Source organism: Stenotrophomonas sp. TWI377, assembly GCF_039674525.1.
Classification (GTDB): Bacteria; Pseudomonadota; Gammaproteobacteria; order Xanthomonadales; family Xanthomonadaceae; genus Stenotrophomonas.
This window is the reverse complement of sequence record NZ_JBDJNT010000001.1, coordinates 232,391-247,444: the sequence shown is the minus strand read 5'-3', so window position 1 is coordinate 247,444 and position 15,054 is coordinate 232,391. Positions and strand designations below refer to the sequence as shown.

The following is a 15,054-nucleotide window of genomic DNA, read 5'->3' as shown; positions in this document are numbered from 1 at the left end:
GGCCAACCGGATTCGGTTGGCCGGGACCTGGGCCAAGATGCCTTAGATACAGATCGGCAACCTGTTCTAGCTTCGGGGTGCAAACCTCAATAGGACTGCTCCCAGCAGCGCGGAAAGCAGCGATCCGAGCAAAATACCGACCTTGGCGTCCTCAACGAACGCAGGGTCCAATGGGAACGCGAGCGAGCTGATGAAGAGGCTCATCGTAAAGCCAATCCCGCAGAGCAAACTCACGCCGTAGATTTGTAGCCACGATGCGCCCGTTGGCTTTTCAGCAAGCCCGGTCTTGACCGCAAGGGCAACGCCACCGAACACACCAATTTGCTTGCCGACGAAGAGCCCAGCAGCGATTCCCAACGGCAGCGGTGCCAAAATGGCGCTCATCGAAATTCCAGACAGATCCACGCCGGCATTGGCAAAGCCAAAGATCGGCACGATCACGAAGCCAACCCAAGGAGCAATGCCGTGCTCCAAGCGAACCAGTGGCGACTTGGCACTGGCGCCGTAGGGGATCAGGAATGCACCGACAACGCCTGCAATCGTGGCGTGGACGCCTGAAAGAAGCGTGGCATACCACATGGCCAAGAGCAGAGCCAAGTAGGGCCAGAGCCGCTCCACACCGCTTCTCTTTAGCGCATCCATGGCAAGCCCCGCGCCGATTGCAGCCGCCAGAGCTCCGATGTCGAGGGACGAGGTGTAAAACAGGGCAATGATTGCCACTGCACCCATGTCGTCGATGATGGCCACCGACAGCAGCAAGAGCTTCAAGCTGGGAGGCGCGTGCCGCCCCAAAAGCGCCAGCACCCCCACCGCAAAGGCAATGTCTGTGGCCGCAGGAATGGCCCAGCCGTTGGACAGGGAGGACTCGTGCCGAGATGCGATCAGAAAGATCAGAGCAGGAAGTGCCATGCCGAGCAGCGCAGGCACAGCTGGTAGTCTGCGCTGCTGCCAGGAGGACAGCCGCCCACTGATAAGCTCGCGCTTGATCTCCAAGCCGACAAGAAGAAAGAAGATCGCCATCAACCCGTCGTTGATCCAAAGATGCGGCGTCATTGGCCCGAGTTTCTAACTGAGAACCGGGCCGGCATGAGCATGCAAAAATGCTAAGTAGCTGCCCGCAGCTGGACTGTTGGCCAGCAAGATGGCGACCATCGACGCCATCATTAGTGCGACACCCGCAGATGCCTCGTTGGCGAGCATGCGCGCAAAGATGCTGGGCGGTCGGTCTATCGTTGTCATCGTGCTCCCTTAAAGCAAGGAGAGAACAAACCGGATAGGTACGACCAGACTCGACGCACCTGAAGGGTTCGTCAGCTCATGGTTGATCGAGGTGTGGAAGATGCCATCCAGCCCAAGCCTGTGAGAGCTGTGAGACATCGAGATGGTCGGAACTTTGGAGTATCAGCATGCGTAGACTCGGAAAACGACAGGTCGTTCTCCGTAATCGGGACCTACCCCCGGGCGCACGCAGCACACGCCGTAAGTCAATTTTACGGATCACGTCGGCAGGGTCAACTACCTACTGCCCGTTGCGGAGATAGTGTTCAGACGGCAGATGTCGCGCGATGCTTGGTCGCGGACAGGCTGTGGATTGCTCGCCGCGCGCAATGCGCCAGCGACAGGCCGATTGGCAGTTCAACTCGAGCCTCGACCTTCGTCCGCTTTCAGCCAGAAACGGACATCCGCCCTACCCCTGATAACCATCCCTGATCCTAATGCTGGATTGCAGTTCCCCTACCCTACCCGTTGGGCCAGGGTCCGCTTCCGGCCAGAAGCGGACCACTGACCACCCACTCCGCTCAGATTCCGGCGAGCACGCCCGGATCACCGGTCCTCCAGACGTTGTCCACTATCACATGCTTGATCTCCCACCCCGCGTCGCGGCGGGCCAAGAAAACGTCATAGCGGTTCTTCATCAGATACTGGCGTGTGCCGTCGACCCTCGATACGTGCTGCGCTTCGACCAACACATCCACCCGGGCCGTATCACCGTCCACCGCCACCCTCGGGTTGCTGAACGAGTGGGAGGTATCGAGCCCGTTGAGCGAAGTGGACAGCGCCTCGACGATGGTTTCCCGCCCCTGCAGCACCGGGTACTCGAAGCCCGCCTTTGCGCCAGCGGGGCGGAAGTCGGAGATGGCGTCCTCTGTAAAGGCCGACGAGAGCAGCTTGCGGTCGCGAAGATCGATACCTGCGGCGAAGCGGTACAGCGTGTCGACCACGGCATGTATGTCGTGAAGAGTATCGGGAGCGTTGAGGTGCAGCGACATGAAGTGGATTCCTTAGCGAGCCGTGGGGGTGGTTGGGTCAATGAGAGTGATACGGGTGTCGGCGATGGTCTCAGCGAAGCCGCTGCCGAATACACCTACAGGCGTCTGGAAGCCTGGACGCGCCTCCCCTGCCAGCACACGGCGCGCAGCCACGACCGCGGCAAGGGGAGTGAAGCTGTAGCCGTTCACCGTATCCAGCACTGCGCGGGTTACGGTACCGTTGGCGCCGACTACCTCTACCGCTGCCTGGTACCGGTTGTCGGTGCGCTCCTGCGCGGTGGGACCATCCGGCAGTGCATCGATGCCGCCTTCGGGGAAAGCGCTGCCAGAAACATGTACGTAGGTTTCGATATCGCCCACCCCGGTTTGCCGGGCGATGGTGATCAGGTCAGGCAGCGTCACTGGAAAGCAACTCACCGGCCCGTTGCCGAAATCGATGTCGCGCAGCGCGTCCGGGGCACGTGCCGTGAGCACATCGTCCTTGCGCATAAGGCACGTGGCCGTTACGTGTTGGCTGGCGCTGATAGCCGATCCGCGCGACATCGAACCTGCTACATGCAACGCGATACGGATGGCCACCGGTGACGGCACACGCTCCACGGCACGCGCGGCCAGGCTGCCAAGCATCGCCACGCTGCCCCCGCTGCCCGGCATCAGCATTACCCTGGCCTTTGCGGCGTTCAGGTCATGGCGCTCGGCCAACTGGTAGCTGTCCAGCTCGGCGGCAATATCCAGGTAGTGGACGCCGGCGCGCAGGCACGCCTCGATCAGCGCTCCTGCGGTATGCGCGAACGGACCTGCGCAGTTAAGCAGCACCGCGATATCCTGCAATCCGTAGTCCACATCGGCAGCGGAATCCAGCGCGAACACGCGGTACGCCACGCCAAGGCGTGTGGCCAGCGCCTGCAGCGGAGCTTCGTCGCGCCCTGCCAATACCAGCTTCAGCCCAGCTTCCTTCGCGTGTGCTGCAGCCATGCGCCCGGTGTAGCCGGATGCACCGTAGATCATCAATGTTTTCATGGTGTGTTCCTCGCCACCCTATTCGAGTGAGGCGTCAATGCGGGAGATGCGGCCTGCGGAATCCACGGCCACCAGAAGCAATCCGATCTCGTGACCGAAATCGCCGGTGAAATCGACCCGGACGCGTGCGCGTACATCGCCAAGGCGTTCCAGCGACAGCAGCCGGGTGACCGTGTGGTAACCCAGGAAGTACCTTTCCAGATAGTCGCGCACCCCGGCATGCTTGTTGAAGGTGGATCCGGTGGAAGGGTCATCGATCACTGCCGTCGTGCTGAACAACGCCAGGGCCCGTTCGATATCGAAGGCGTTCGTGGCGTTGATGAAGGCCACCACTGTGGCCTGCAGGGGGTGCGACTCGACGCCGTCATTCATGGCCGTGCTGCCAGCTCTTGTAGACGAACTCCAGGCTGTAGCCATCCGGATCGCGCACCTGCGCGGCGTAGTAGCGGGGGTCGTAGTGCAGCTGCGGGCCAGGCGGATGGATCTCGCTGGCGCCGGCGGCCATCGCGGCGGCATAAGCCGCGTCGACCATCGCGCTGGAATCCGCCACGAATCCAATATGTGCCGCCTGCGCTGCCGCCACGCCCTGGCGCAGCCAGAAGAAGACCCGGCCGCCTGCGCCGAAGCCCTTCAGGTCCGGGTGGCCGGGTGGGCCCTGCCGGCCGTCGTAGTCGAGCCGGTTGACGATTCCCAGCGGGGCCAGCGCGGCCGTGTAGAACGCGACCGAGCGGGTGGTGTCAGTGACAGTGAGGAAAATGTGGTCGAGCATGTCGTACTCCCGTTGCGAACTAGATGTTGTAGCCGCCTGCAACTTCAATGGTCTGCGCATTGACCCAGGCCTGCTCATCACCGAGCAGCCCAGCGATTACGCGGCCCACGTCGTCCGGCTCGCCTACCCGGCCCAGCGCCGTCTGCGCGGCCAGCAGGGCTTCGAACTCATCATTGAGGCCGCCGCCCAGTTCGGTACGGATCGCCCCGGGTGCGACGGCGTTGACGCGGATGCGGCGCTCGCCGAACTCCTTGGCCATGTAGCGGGTAAGCACCTCCAACCCGCCCTTGAAGGCGGCGTATGGCGCCACCCCGGCGGTGGCCACACGCGTGGTGGCACTGGTGACGTTGACGATGCTCGCGCCAGTACCCAGCAGCGGCAGCAGTGCCTGGGTAAGGAAGAACGGCCCCTTCAGGTGCACGTTGAACAGACCGTCGAACTGTTCCTCGGTCACCGTCTCTATCGGATTGAACAGCCCGAACCCGGCGTTGTTCACCAGGCCATCCAGCGCGGAGGCGCCCCAGGTGCCCTGCAAGGTGTCCTTCACCTGCGCGGCAAACGCCGCAAAGCTGCCGGTTTTGCCCACATCCAGCTGCAGGGCCACTGCCGTACCGCCCTCTGCCTGGATGCGCTCCACCACCTGCTGGGCAGCATGGGGCTGGGCGTTGTAGGTGAGGACGACGCCCATGCCGCGCTGCGCGCAGTGCAACGCGGCGCTGGCACCAATGCCACGGCTGCCGCCGGTGATCAGTACATTTTTCATGCAGGTACTCCTGTGCAGTGAAGGGTGATCCACAGGCTAGGCTCGCTGGCCGTGGAGCGCCGCCCTGATCCTCGCTATTTCCTGCCTATTCCTGCTCCTCGCCTTGCCAGCCCGCTCCGGTGGGTGTCCAATGTGGCCATGGAAAACGCACTGGATGAACTGCGCCGGCTCGCGGCGCATGCCGAAAATCGCCGCACTGATACGGGTATTCCCCGTGTGGCCATGGTGCAGGGGGAGATCCCGGAGCATGCCTTGGCGGCCGTATACGAGCCGATGATCAACCTGATCCTGCAGGGCACCAAATCCATGACGGTGGGTGAGAAGACGCTCCACTACGACCCCGCCACTTATTTCATCATGTCCGTGGACCTACCGGCGGTGGGTGCCGTGCACCCGGCCAGCAGCGGCGAACCGTACCTGGCGGTGAGCCTCACGCTGGACCCGAGCATCCTCGCAGCGCTGCTGTGCGACACCACCGATGCCGCCACCGGGCGCGGCGAGCCCTCCACCCAGACCGAGGCCTTCAACGTCGCTGCCGTCACCCCGGAGCTGATGGATGCGTGGGTGCGCATGCTGCGCCTGATGGAACGCCCCGGCGAGATACCTGCACTGGCCCCGGCCTACGAGCGCGAGATCCTGTACCGCGTGCTGCAGGGACCACACGGATGCATGCTGCGACAGTTGGCCACGCCGGATTCGGCGCTGGCGCGTATCAGCAGCGCGATCCAGCGCATCCGTAGCGACTACGCCAAACCGCTTCGAATCGCCGCCTTGGCCGAACAGGTGGCAATGAGCGAGTCGGCCTTCCACCGTCACTTCAAGTCCGCCACCGCACTGAGTCCGCTTCAGTACCAGAAGCAGCTGCGCCTGCTGCAGGCACGCCAGCTGTTGACGGCGCATGGCAAGAGCGTGACCGCGACCGCGCTTGATGTGGGCTACGAAAGCCCGACGCAGTTCAGTCGAGAGTACGTACGCGCGTTCGGTCTGCCGCCTTCCCGGGACGCTGCACGCATCATGGCGAGCGTCCGCGGACCTGCACTCGCCTAGCCGGCGGGTGCAGCCCTGCCCCCGGTCAGCTCTGGGAAGCGCCACCGTCAGCAAACAGCTCTACGCCATTGACGTAGCTGGCTGCATCACTTGCCAGGAACGCGACGGCCGACGCGATTTCCTCCGGCTCGCCGATGCGGCCCAGCGGACTTTTTGCCGTCAGAAACGCCATGCCCGCCTCGGCATCGTCTCCGAAAGCTTCGCGCAGCGATGGCGTATTGGTCGGCCCAGGGCTCAGGATATTGATCCGGATCCCCGTCCCTTTGAGTTCGGCCGTCCAGCTCCGGACCATGTTGCGAACTGCCGCCTTGGTACCGCCGTAGATGCTCATGGTAGGGCCCGGATCCATGGAGGACGTCGACCCGATGATCACCACGCTCGATCCGGAGCCAAGCAGGGGCAGCGCACCCTGCAGCGTCAGCACTACGCCCTTTACGTTGGTCGAGAACTGCTGGTCGATCTGCTCCTCGGTGATCTTTCCAAGTGGTGCATGTACACCACCACCTGCGTTGGCCACCAGCACGTCGATCCCGCCGAAAAGCCGTTTCACCTCGGTATACAGCGCCTCCAGGCTGGACGCGCTGCTGACGTCGGCGACCAGCCCGACCGCGTTTTCGCCCAGCGTGGCAAGCGCTTCATCCAGTACCTGCTGGCGCCTGCCTGTGATGACCACCCGGGCCCCCTCCTGCGTCAGCCGTTTGGCGATCGCCAGGCCGATTCCACTGCCACCGCCAGTCACAACAGCTGTTTTATTGTTCAAGTTGTACATTGCACGCTCCGCGTTGTAGTGATCACTAATCTAGTATATAGTGACCACTAAAGCAACGGACGCAAACATGCCACTGCGTCCTCGCAACACTTCGCCACCCACGCAGCTACGCCGACGTCGGAGGAAACCATGAGCCAGAAACTTCCAGGATCGACCCGCTTCAAGGATTCGCCTTCGTCGGCGCGGCCATCACGGCGCCCCTTTGACCGCGAGGCGGGCGTTCTCATCGCAAAAGATCTTTTCCACGAACGGGGATATGACGCGGTGGGCATCTCCGAGCTCGTCCGCGCGCTCGACATCAATCCACCGAGTCTGTACGCCGCCTATGGAAACAAGGCTGGCCTGTTCGAGCGATGTCTAGCGGTTTATGTGGAAGAGGCGAACCTGCCAGCAGACAGGATCCTGACGCCTGATCGGCAGCTGGGTGAGGCCATCAGCGACCTCCTGCTGCATGCCGCAGCCCTCTATACCAGATCGAAATCCCGGCGTGGCTGCATGGCGGCCGAAGGGATGCGCGCTGATGATCCGCAGGCGCGTGCATTGGCCGGTGCCTACGCGGACGCCTCTGCCACCTTCATCGAGCATTACATCAGCCGGTCAGAGCCGCAGCGTGCGCGCGAACTGGCCGATTACGTCGTGACGACATTGCAGGGCTTGTCTGCTTCGGCACGCGCCGGATTGTCCAGGCCCCGAGTGACTTCGGTCGCCAAACTTGCCGGCCTCGCCTTCGAAACGTTCTTAGCTACCTCGGAGCAATCCACGTCATGACGATCCTTGATCACATTGAGTTTGCGGTCAGCGATGCTGAGACATCCCGGCGCTTTTACGAAGCCGCCCTGGCTCCTCTAGAAATCCTCCTCGTCATCACCATTGGCCCCGAGCGCACTCGCACCGGCGGCTCCCGCCATGGTTTCGGCAAGGAGGGCTATCCATGCCTATGGATTCACGACCATGAGGCACCGGGGACGGGCACGCACATCGCGTTCGCGACCGACAGCCGGGCAGCCGTCGACGCATTCCACCGTGAGGCGGTGGCCGCTGGTGGTGTCGACAATGGGCCACCTGGCATACGGCTGCAGTATCACCCGCACTACTACGCCGCCTACGTGCTGGACCCAGATGGCGTCAACGTGGAGGTGGTCTGCCAACGTCAGTCCTGACCGTGCAGAAGCTTCCTGCCTTGGTGATCAGCAGTATCTGCTCCCGCATGTTTAAGGAACTAGTAGGAATAGTTGGACTAAGGGCTTTCTCTAGCAAACGGGGACGCGCGGGCGACGGTGTGGTCTCGTCAACCTTAGTCGTGATCTGGAGCCCTGATCCATTGCTCGGGGAACGCTTGCTTCTGCCAGTAGCGAAACTCCGCCTACCCCCGATAAACATCCCTAACCGATCCCGTTGAGCGAGAAAGCTAAGACCGAGCCTGCACCCCATTTTGGCCAGCGGACGCCCCGACACTTGAGACAGGCGCGGCGAGTGACCAAGGGTGCATCCAAATAGGGGCGCCTGTTGCCTCGTCACCAAAGCGATAAAATTGGATAGCAGGTCCCTTGTGCTATCCGTGGGGCCAAGGTCCACTTCTGGCCACGAGCGGATCCCAGGTAGTCCGCCGGGAACTGGCCGCCTGTGTGGAGCGCCATCGCATTGGGTGGCATGGGTGGCATGGCTGAGGGTCATGCGCTCGCTCATCTGAACCCTCTGCACCTTCGATCTCCCCCGGGGGTACTAGAGTCTAGTTGAGTTATTCCGGCTGGATAACACCGCGCAGGGAATCGATACCGTGTCCAGTCTCTTGTCATCAGCCATGGTCATCCCGTGAGCGCCCTTGGAAGCATTTGGGCGGTCGGCGTCACTGGCGCCGTGTCACTGCATCGCTAAGTCCGCGGCCGAGGTAAACAATGACGGCCGAACGGTGTGGGGGGCATAGGCCATCTCGCCTGCGGCTGCGATGACTTCCAATACGCGGGGCGCAACAGGGCCAAAAGCCTTCCGTACTCCGATGAAGTGGACCCACGAGCCCTCCACCTCCACCTTTGCTCCGGCGAGCTCTGAGCACTGACTCACCAATTCTCGGAGGTTCTTGATCCAGGCCTCGCAGGGGAGCGCGTCCAGCTGGACCACGGTGGTGTCATCGCCCACGTACAGATCAGCCATCTCCATCCGAGTTACCCGCGGCGTTGCTGCCGTAAATTGTGGATAAGCACTCATACGTTTCTCCTGACAAGGTTGAAGACGAATATCCGCTCCCCAGACGGCACGGCGTGTCAGCGTGGCGTCAAGGGTCCGTCAAACCGAGGGAATCTCAGGCCCGTCAAGCGGAACGGGTAAGTCCCTCGTGCCGAAAACACATCGTCGTGCGAGCGGCTTTTCTAGAATTTCCGGACCAACCGATGCTTGACCTGTCAGGAGGAATCGCTATGAGCTTTAGACGCAGCCGGACCTTCAACATCGAAAGCCCGATCCCGCCATGGACGTAACGGCCTGGCATGTCCTGTATGTCCTTTGGTTGGTTGCGGGCGCCATGGATTTCTGGCTGCACAGGGCCAGCAGTATCGAATCCACCTCGGGCATTCCGGAGTCAAGGCTGCACTTGGCTCAGATTGCGATCCTCGGGCTGGCGACGGCTCTTTGGCTGGGATTCGGAGCCTCGCATGGGCTTTTCGCCATCCTCTTGGCACTGGTGTGCCTGCACGCAATAACAGGCTATTGGGACACGCGGGTGGCCTATCCCAAGCGCGCGATTCGCCCCTTGGAGCAGCACGTTCACAGTATTCTGGACTTAGCGCCGTGGGTCGCGGTAGGTGCCGTTTACTGGTCACTGCCCAGCACCCATGTCGGACCAGTCGTGGCGTTTGACCCGGCGCCAGCCGCCTTATGGGCCTTTGCGCTTGTGCCCGCGATGCTTCTGGTGGTCTTGCCGGCCCTGGGTGAACTCCGTCGATGCTTGAGCTACCGGCGGACAAGATAAACCGGGCGTCCTCGTCGCCCCGTCGGAGAGTGAAACCCCTCCGACGGGGCGTCGGCAATGATGAGCGGGACTTTACTTCTTTGCCTCAACACCAGGGGCGGCATCGCGCACCAGGAACTCTTCGGTAACTTCCGGCAAATGCGTTGCAAGCCAGTCGGCCATCGCCTCTTCCTGGACCAGAATTTCCTGACACACGCGTGCGGTTTCCGGGTCACCGGCGGTCTTGGCCGCTGCGATCAAAGCGGTGTATGAGGCAATTTCAAAGTGCTCGAACACGTAGCCGGCCATCGCGCCTTTCACGATCTCGTCGGATGCGGTCATCCCACCCAGCGCCTGGCCGAATGCGGCCATTTTTCCCATCACGTCTTTGATGGTGGATGGAGAGCCGCCGAGGCGCTTGATGCAGCCCTCGAGCAGCTCTCGTTGTCCGATCGTCTCTTGGATGTGCTCTTCGATCCGCGCCTTCAGCACGGGATAGTGCTCAATACGGGACGCCTGCCCCTTCAACATCGTCTCCGCCTGCTGCTCCATTGCATGGGCGTCGCGCAGCCAGTCAAGCAGGTTCTCTTTGGGTTCGGCCATGGAAATCTCCTGGTTGGACAAGGGAGAACGCACCCTATCCAGCGAGGCATCGCCGGGAGGCGATGTTTGGGTGAAGACCAGGCGAAGTTATAAAGACCCGGTCAAGCCGACAGCTTCCCTTGAAGCTCAGTGATCGCGCGATGGATGTCTTTGAGACGAAACGGCTTCTCCATCAGAGGGGCGCGCTTGAAGCGCTCAGGCAAAGTGGTTTTACCAAACCCCGTTGTAAAGACAAACGGGATTCCCCGCTCCATCAGAACGTCTGCAACAGGGAAGGACTCTTGCCCATGCAGATTGACGTCCAGCATTGCCACATCGAACGCGACACTTTTCGCGCGCTCCAGAGCGTCCGGCAGGTACTCCGCCTTCTCAATGACCGCGTAACCAAGGGTCTTGATCGACTCCTCAAGCACATACATCAAGCTCGGCTCATCCTCTACCAGGAATACACTCACTGCTCCCATTCCGTCTGCCATACGGCCACCCTCCCGCGTGTCGCGTTCTGTCCATGCAGATACAGTGTGACCATGACGCAGCATCAGTGTGTAAAGGCCACATCAAAGCGAGCACGGGAGCACGCATTTTTACGATTTCTTTACAAACCATCCCTTAGGGTGACGCGATGCCGGGGAGATGGACGTGACACAGTTGGAACACCCCAAAGACGTGTTGAATGACGAGTCCCGACAGTTCGTCCTCTTGGTCAACTCCGTCACTGACTATGCAATTTACATGCTTGACGAGCATGGCGTAATTCGGACTTGGAACCCGGGCGGGCAGCGGATCAAGGGCTACACCGCCCAAGATGTCATTGGAACAAATTTCTCCCGGTTCTACCTCCCCGAGGATGCCGCTGCGGGCGTGCCTCAGCGCAACCTGCGGACAGCAGCCGCGGAGGGACGGTGTATCGAGGAGGGGTGGCGGGTCCGGCAAGACGGTTCACGCTTCTTGGCAAGCGTAGTGATCGATCCCATCTGGATCGACGGCACGTTGGTGGGATACGCCAAAGTGACCAGAGACATCACTGAGCGTCATGACGCTCAAGAGCGGCTAGAAAAGGTCCAGCACAGCCTGCTGCAAGCACAGAAAATGGAAGCCATCGGCAAGCTGACCCTTGGATTGGCCCATGACTTCAATAACCTCCTGACCATCATTGTCAACTGCCTTGACCTCATCAGCTTGAGGGTTAAGGACGGCCCTGCGTCGAAGCTGATAGAGACGGCCCTACGGGCGGCGGAGCGTGGGGCGCTGCTCTCGCGACAACTACTGACGTTTGGCCGAGGCCAGAAGCTGTCTCCCGAACCCTTGAATGTCGCCGCCGCGCTGCGAGAATCCCATGAACTCTTGCAGCGTTCGGCGGGAGACGGGGTCGAGGTGACCTTCGACCTCGACCAGCATCTCCCCTTGGTATTCGTCGACAAGGCACAACTTGAGGCAGCGGTCCTAAACCTCGTGTGCAACAGCCGCGATGCGATGCCCGACGGCGGCACTATCACCATCTCAGCCAGCGCCAAGGAGACCCTCGATCCTGCCTCAGAGGGTCACGCCCCTGCGCCTCACGTCTGCGTGACCGTTGCGGATGATGGTGAGGGCATTCCAATCGCCCAGCAGGCACGCGTGTTCGAACCATTTTTCACCACAAAGCCCGTGGGACGGGGCAGCGGTCTAGGGCTTAGCCAGGTGTTTGGTTTCACGAAACAATCAGGCGGCTTTCCCCAACTGAGCAGCGTTCCGGGAAAAGGGACCCGCATCGTGCTTTGCTTTCCTATCCACGAGCCTTGATATGCCCATTAATTTGCTGTTCGTTGAAGACGAAGCCGATTTGCGCTCGGTGGTGACCCAAGCGTTGTCCGATCAGGGTTTCGCGGTCACTCCCGCATCCGATGGAATAGAAGCGATCGCCCAGTTGAGGGGTGAAACGCAATACGCCGTGGTGGTTACGGATGTCAGCATGCCGGGTGGTGTTTCAGGCCTTGAGGTGGCGGCTGCGGTCGCCGAAACGCAGCCCGGCGCCCGTGTGTTGGTGGTGTCCGGGCTCCAGCGCTCCCAGCTCCCCCCCATTCCTGCGTCCGTGCGTTTTCTGCCGAAGCCTTACCGCTTCAAACAGCTCATCACTGCGATCCACGAACAATTGAATTGAGCCACGAATCCATCGCCTATCGGCGCGTGCATGTCAACGCAGAGCCAAAAGCCCTTGGCTCGACGTTGACACGTCGAAGAGGACGATTCGATTCTCTCCGCAACTTCATTAGTTCATGACCCGTCCGGCTGAATCTGAATCAGGCAGTGTCATTTTGGTAGTCGAGGACGAGATCGAGCTCTCCAGGCTTTTTGTCGAGGCTTTAGGCGATGCGGGATTTCGGGTCGTGCCTGCGTATTCTGTTGCCGATGCGCTAAGCTCCCTTGCCAGCCACACCGTTGATGCGGCCATTTTGGACGTTGAGCTGCGAGACGGGCCGGTGTTCCCTGTTGCAGATCAAATGGCGGCTCGTGGAATCCCGTTCTTATTCGCTTCCGCTGTCTACTTTCAAGCGGTTCCGAAGCGGCATCAGGGCGCGCCATTTGTCACCAAACCGTTCAGTGTCAAAGAGCTTCTGCACCTGGTGAGTAGGCTCAGGCCCTAGTGCAGCTATGGCGATTCAGGGCGCACATGAGCATCCCTGCTCCCACGTGCAACTTGGGGCTATTCGTAGATGCTCCAACTTTGCCCTCGTCCCGCTTTTCCACCTTGTGGACGAATGCCCCTCGCCCAAGATGGTCACGCGAGACCATGCACCCCCGGACTGCCGGGAGCTTGGAAAGCACCGGACATTGTCCCCGCATACGGAGACCGGGCAGCGGAGCCATCCACCTGGGGTCTGGACTTCCTCTGGCCTCAGCGTCATCGCACCAGTTCCCGCGATGGTAACAACGCCCCACCCGCTTCGAGCACTTCGCGTTCCAAGGCACGCAGGAAGCCACTGAACCCGTGAGGTGCCCTGGCTGACCGGCGGGCACTCGTGGTGACGACTGGTCGAGCTCGCCAAGCGATGCTGGCCCCCGAGCGCTGAAGCGCCTGAGCCAGCGCCACATCCTCCCCCGTGAACAGCGGTGAGAAGCCGCCCACCTCCCGATAGGCCGCAGCACTGACACCCATGTTGGCACCGTGGATATGGCGATGGCCTTCGCGCGCATGCTCGCGCCTAGCGAATGCTTGGCGCACGGCAGCCGGGTAATCAAGCCAGTCACGCACCTCCACTACGCCGCAAAACGCATCGGCCCCACAGCTTGCTTGTTTCCAGAGCCAGTCAAACGGGACGTGCGTATCGGCGTCAGTGCTGGCTATCCAGCGCGCACCCAAGCCAAGGGCATGGCTGGCAGCCGCCGCACGTGCCACGCCCACGCACCGTGCCTCAATCGAGATGGCCACGGCACCGTGGTGCAAACATACGTCTGGCGTTTTATCGGTGCAGGCATCGAGCGCCACGACTGCCACTACGGGCTCGCCTCGAAGTCCAGGATGCCTGGCGGCCACGGTGATTGATTCCAGGCAGCGGCCAATGTCTGCTGCCTCATTGTGGGCCGGAACTATCACTGCGATCACCGCAGGCCCTCCCTGGTCGGTCCATGCATCGTAAGGTCCTCCGTCCGTTGCGACGAACAGATACCCGCGTCAACGTAGCCAGACGGTGACCGCGGCGTCGTGAAAATGTGGAGTCCGCCCAAACGCCGTTCTCATGGCGGCGGGAGCAGCATAGAGGTTGACACCAACACGGAGCGACCCATGAGCAAACTGCCCCTTAATCCCGGCGCCGACGTGGATGACCAGGATAAAGCGCACACCCCGGACAAGCTCCGGAACGATGACGCCACGTGGAAAGACAAGGACATGCCTGAGGCGGAGCACACCGCCAAACCGGAAGATTACGAGCGTCCGGCAAAGCCCTGAGGGCCGGCTCCGGCGATTCCACCCTATTCAGGAGAGCCAGATGGCCTTGATCCATTCGATTTTGATGGGAGCCGTCGCAGGAATGCGCGCGATGACCCCCTTGGCCGCGGTGACCAACGCCGCGCGGAGCGGTAACTTGCCGGCCGATAACGGTGCCCCTCGCCTTCTGGCCAACAAGCTCGCTTCCGCAGGGATGCTCGCGTTGGCAGGCGGTGAGCTCGTTGGTGACAAGATGAAAACGGCCCCCGACCGCATCGTTCCGGCAGGCATGGTTGCGCGCGTCGCTACCGGGATGATTGCAGGCGCAGCGCTCGCTCCCCATCGGCAGCGAAAGCTGGGCGCGCTTCTGGGTGCAGGCGCCGCCGTTGGTATGGCCTACGTGACCTTCAACCTGCGCATGCGGGCGATCGCCCGCTACGGTCAAAGCAGCACCGGCGCCGTGGAAGACGCCATTGCCGTCGGCAGTGCTGCCCTCATCACACAATGGGCTGCCGGGGGCGCCAAGCCAAGGGGACGTCGCGGATGAACCTCAATGAGCGGACGTCCCTCGGTCGGCGGTGCTGGGCTATCGCCGAGGGCTACATCCCTGCGTGGAGCAACGGGCCGGAACCAGAGCTGCAAAGCCACGAGACCTGCTGCATCCTCAACACCGGTTCCACCGATGCGGCGATCACCCTGACGCTGTATTTCGAGGATCGCGACCCGCAGGGCCCTTACCGCTTCACCGTCCCCGCCCGGCGCACGTGTCACAAGCGCTTCAACGATCTCGAGGTGCCTGCCCCGGTGCCCCGTGGCGTGGGTTTTTCGTGCGTCATCGAATCCGATGTTCCGGTCGTCGTCCAGCACACCCGGCTTGATTCACGCCAAGCCGAGAACAGCATCATGACGACCATCGCCTACCCGCTCTGACCCTCCGGTCGATCCGACCCCTGCACATCGCA

The 15,054-nt window shown here is 61.7% G+C and carries 20 protein-coding genes and 1 pseudogene; 10 read left to right on the top strand and 11 right to left on the bottom strand.

The genetic code is table 11. The features are described from left to right. Nucleotides 1-66: 66 nt before the first annotated feature. The 6 genes and pseudogenes from nhaA to ABE546_RS01030 form a co-directional block, all read right to left on the bottom strand. Nucleotides 67-1,200 (bottom strand): annotated as a pseudogene (nhaA, locus tag ABE546_RS01055) (Na+/H+ antiporter NhaA). A gap of 599 nt (nucleotides 1,201-1,799) precedes the next feature. Further along, nucleotides 1,800-2,270 (bottom strand): nuclear transport factor 2 family protein, encoded by a 471-nt coding sequence (locus tag ABE546_RS01050; protein WP_313212626.1) that lies wholly within the window; start codon nucleotides 2,268-2,270, stop codon nucleotides 1,800-1,802. Between the two features lie 12 nt (nucleotides 2,271-2,282). After that, a complete protein-coding gene (locus tag ABE546_RS01045) occupies nucleotides 2,283-3,290 on the bottom strand; it encodes a saccharopine dehydrogenase NADP-binding domain-containing protein (RefSeq protein ID WP_313218361.1) in 1,008 nt (335 codons plus the stop codon). Between the two features lie 18 nt (nucleotides 3,291-3,308). Continuing rightward, nucleotides 3,309-3,662, bottom strand: a complete 354-nt coding sequence (locus tag ABE546_RS01040; RefSeq protein ID WP_313212624.1) for a nuclear transport factor 2 family protein — start codon at nucleotides 3,660-3,662, stop codon at nucleotides 3,309-3,311. Continuing rightward, the gene (locus ABE546_RS01035; RefSeq protein ID WP_313212623.1) at nucleotides 3,655-4,059 is read right to left on the bottom strand and encodes a VOC family protein; all 405 of its coding nucleotides are present in this window, start codon (nucleotides 4,057-4,059) and stop codon (nucleotides 3,655-3,657) included. The genes ABE546_RS01040 and ABE546_RS01035 overlap by 8 nt, the downstream gene beginning before the upstream one ends. 19 nt (nucleotides 4,060-4,078) lie before the next feature. Further along, the gene (locus ABE546_RS01030; protein WP_313212622.1) at nucleotides 4,079-4,822 is read right to left on the bottom strand and encodes an SDR family oxidoreductase; all 744 of its coding nucleotides are present in this window, start codon (nucleotides 4,820-4,822) and stop codon (nucleotides 4,079-4,081) included. Between the two features lie 138 nt (nucleotides 4,823-4,960). Between ABE546_RS01030 and ABE546_RS01025 the strand changes: the two genes are divergently transcribed. After that, nucleotides 4,961-5,869, top strand: coding sequence for an AraC family transcriptional regulator (locus ABE546_RS01025; protein ID WP_192083500.1), 909 nt, complete (start codon nucleotides 4,961-4,963; stop codon nucleotides 5,867-5,869). 25 nt (nucleotides 5,870-5,894) lie between these two features. On the opposite strand, the gene ABE546_RS01020 is transcribed toward ABE546_RS01025, so the two are convergent. Then, nucleotides 5,895-6,638, bottom strand: a complete 744-nt coding sequence (locus ABE546_RS01020; protein WP_192083499.1) for an SDR family oxidoreductase — start codon at nucleotides 6,636-6,638, stop codon at nucleotides 5,895-5,897. 129 nt (nucleotides 6,639-6,767) lie between these two features. Between ABE546_RS01020 and ABE546_RS01015 the strand changes: the two genes are divergently transcribed. Both ABE546_RS01015 and ABE546_RS01010 read left to right on the top strand, forming a co-directional pair. Beyond that, nucleotides 6,768-7,406, top strand: coding sequence for a TetR/AcrR family transcriptional regulator (locus ABE546_RS01015; RefSeq protein WP_192083498.1), 639 nt, complete (start codon nucleotides 6,768-6,770; stop codon nucleotides 7,404-7,406). Beyond that, nucleotides 7,403-7,798, top strand: a complete 396-nt coding sequence (locus ABE546_RS01010) for a VOC family protein (RefSeq protein WP_192083497.1) — start codon at nucleotides 7,403-7,405, stop codon at nucleotides 7,796-7,798. Before ABE546_RS01015 ends, ABE546_RS01010 begins: the two co-directional genes overlap by 4 nt. A gap of 700 nt (nucleotides 7,799-8,498) precedes the next feature. Here ABE546_RS01010 and ABE546_RS01005 read toward each other — a convergent pair. Further along, nucleotides 8,499-8,843 carry a hypothetical protein gene (locus ABE546_RS01005; RefSeq protein WP_282261680.1) on the bottom strand — a complete coding sequence of 115 codons (345 nt, stop codon included), beginning with the start codon at nucleotides 8,841-8,843 and terminating at the stop codon, nucleotides 8,499-8,501. Between the two features lie 259 nt (nucleotides 8,844-9,102). Between ABE546_RS01005 and ABE546_RS01000 the strand changes: the two genes are divergently transcribed. Then, a complete protein-coding gene (locus ABE546_RS01000) occupies nucleotides 9,103-9,603 on the top strand; it encodes a hypothetical protein (RefSeq protein ID WP_313218356.1) in 501 nt (166 codons plus the stop codon). A 72-nt stretch (nucleotides 9,604-9,675) separates the two neighbouring features. Here the strand turns inward: ABE546_RS01000 and ABE546_RS00995 are convergent, their stop codons facing one another. Both ABE546_RS00995 and ABE546_RS00990 read right to left on the bottom strand, forming a co-directional pair. Continuing rightward, complete coding sequence (locus ABE546_RS00995) at nucleotides 9,676-10,185, bottom strand: ferritin-like domain-containing protein (protein WP_313218354.1); 510 nt, start codon at nucleotides 10,183-10,185, stop codon at nucleotides 9,676-9,678. A gap of 101 nt (nucleotides 10,186-10,286) precedes the next feature. Next, nucleotides 10,287-10,649, bottom strand: coding sequence for a response regulator (locus ABE546_RS00990; protein ID WP_313219194.1), 363 nt, complete (start codon nucleotides 10,647-10,649; stop codon nucleotides 10,287-10,289). A 175-nt stretch (nucleotides 10,650-10,824) separates the two neighbouring features. On the opposite strand from ABE546_RS00990, the gene ABE546_RS00985 reads away from it, so the two are divergent. The 3 genes from ABE546_RS00985 (at nucleotide 10,825) to ABE546_RS00975 (ending at nucleotide 12,809) form a co-directional block, all read left to right on the top strand. Then, nucleotides 10,825-11,967, top strand: a complete 1,143-nt coding sequence (locus ABE546_RS00985) for an ATP-binding protein (protein ID WP_313218352.1) — start codon at nucleotides 10,825-10,827, stop codon at nucleotides 11,965-11,967. A gap of 1 nt (nucleotide 11,968) precedes the next feature. After that, complete coding sequence (locus ABE546_RS00980) at nucleotides 11,969-12,325, top strand: response regulator (RefSeq protein WP_282261692.1); 357 nt, start codon at nucleotides 11,969-11,971, stop codon at nucleotides 12,323-12,325. A 115-nt stretch (nucleotides 12,326-12,440) separates the two neighbouring features. Continuing rightward, a complete protein-coding gene (locus ABE546_RS00975) occupies nucleotides 12,441-12,809 on the top strand; it encodes a response regulator (protein WP_282261695.1) in 369 nt (122 codons plus the stop codon). Nucleotides 12,810-13,066: 257 nt separating this feature from the next. Here the strand turns inward: ABE546_RS00975 and ABE546_RS00970 are convergent, their stop codons facing one another. After that, complete coding sequence (locus ABE546_RS00970; RefSeq protein WP_282261697.1) at nucleotides 13,067-13,768, bottom strand: glycosyltransferase; 702 nt, start codon at nucleotides 13,766-13,768, stop codon at nucleotides 13,067-13,069. 180 nt (nucleotides 13,769-13,948) lie between these two features. Here ABE546_RS00970 and ABE546_RS00965 point away from each other — a divergent pair, with 180 nt between their 5' ends. The 3 genes from ABE546_RS00965 to ABE546_RS00955 are packed head-to-tail and all read left to right on the top strand — an operon-like array spanning nucleotide 13,949 to nucleotide 15,022. Beyond that, on the top strand, nucleotides 13,949-14,113 hold the full coding sequence (locus ABE546_RS00965) for a hypothetical protein (RefSeq protein ID WP_282261698.1): 165 nt from the start codon (nucleotides 13,949-13,951) through the stop codon (nucleotides 14,111-14,113). Nucleotides 14,114-14,153: 40 nt separating this feature from the next. Further along, the gene (locus tag ABE546_RS00960; protein WP_282261699.1) at nucleotides 14,154-14,639 is read left to right on the top strand and encodes a DUF4126 domain-containing protein; all 486 of its coding nucleotides are present in this window, start codon (nucleotides 14,154-14,156) and stop codon (nucleotides 14,637-14,639) included. Further along, nucleotides 14,636-15,022 carry a sensory rhodopsin transducer gene (locus ABE546_RS00955; protein ID WP_313218350.1) on the top strand — a complete coding sequence of 129 codons (387 nt, stop codon included), beginning with the start codon at nucleotides 14,636-14,638 and terminating at the stop codon, nucleotides 15,020-15,022. Before ABE546_RS00960 ends, ABE546_RS00955 begins: the two co-directional genes overlap by 4 nt. Nucleotides 15,023-15,054 lie beyond the last annotated feature (32 nt).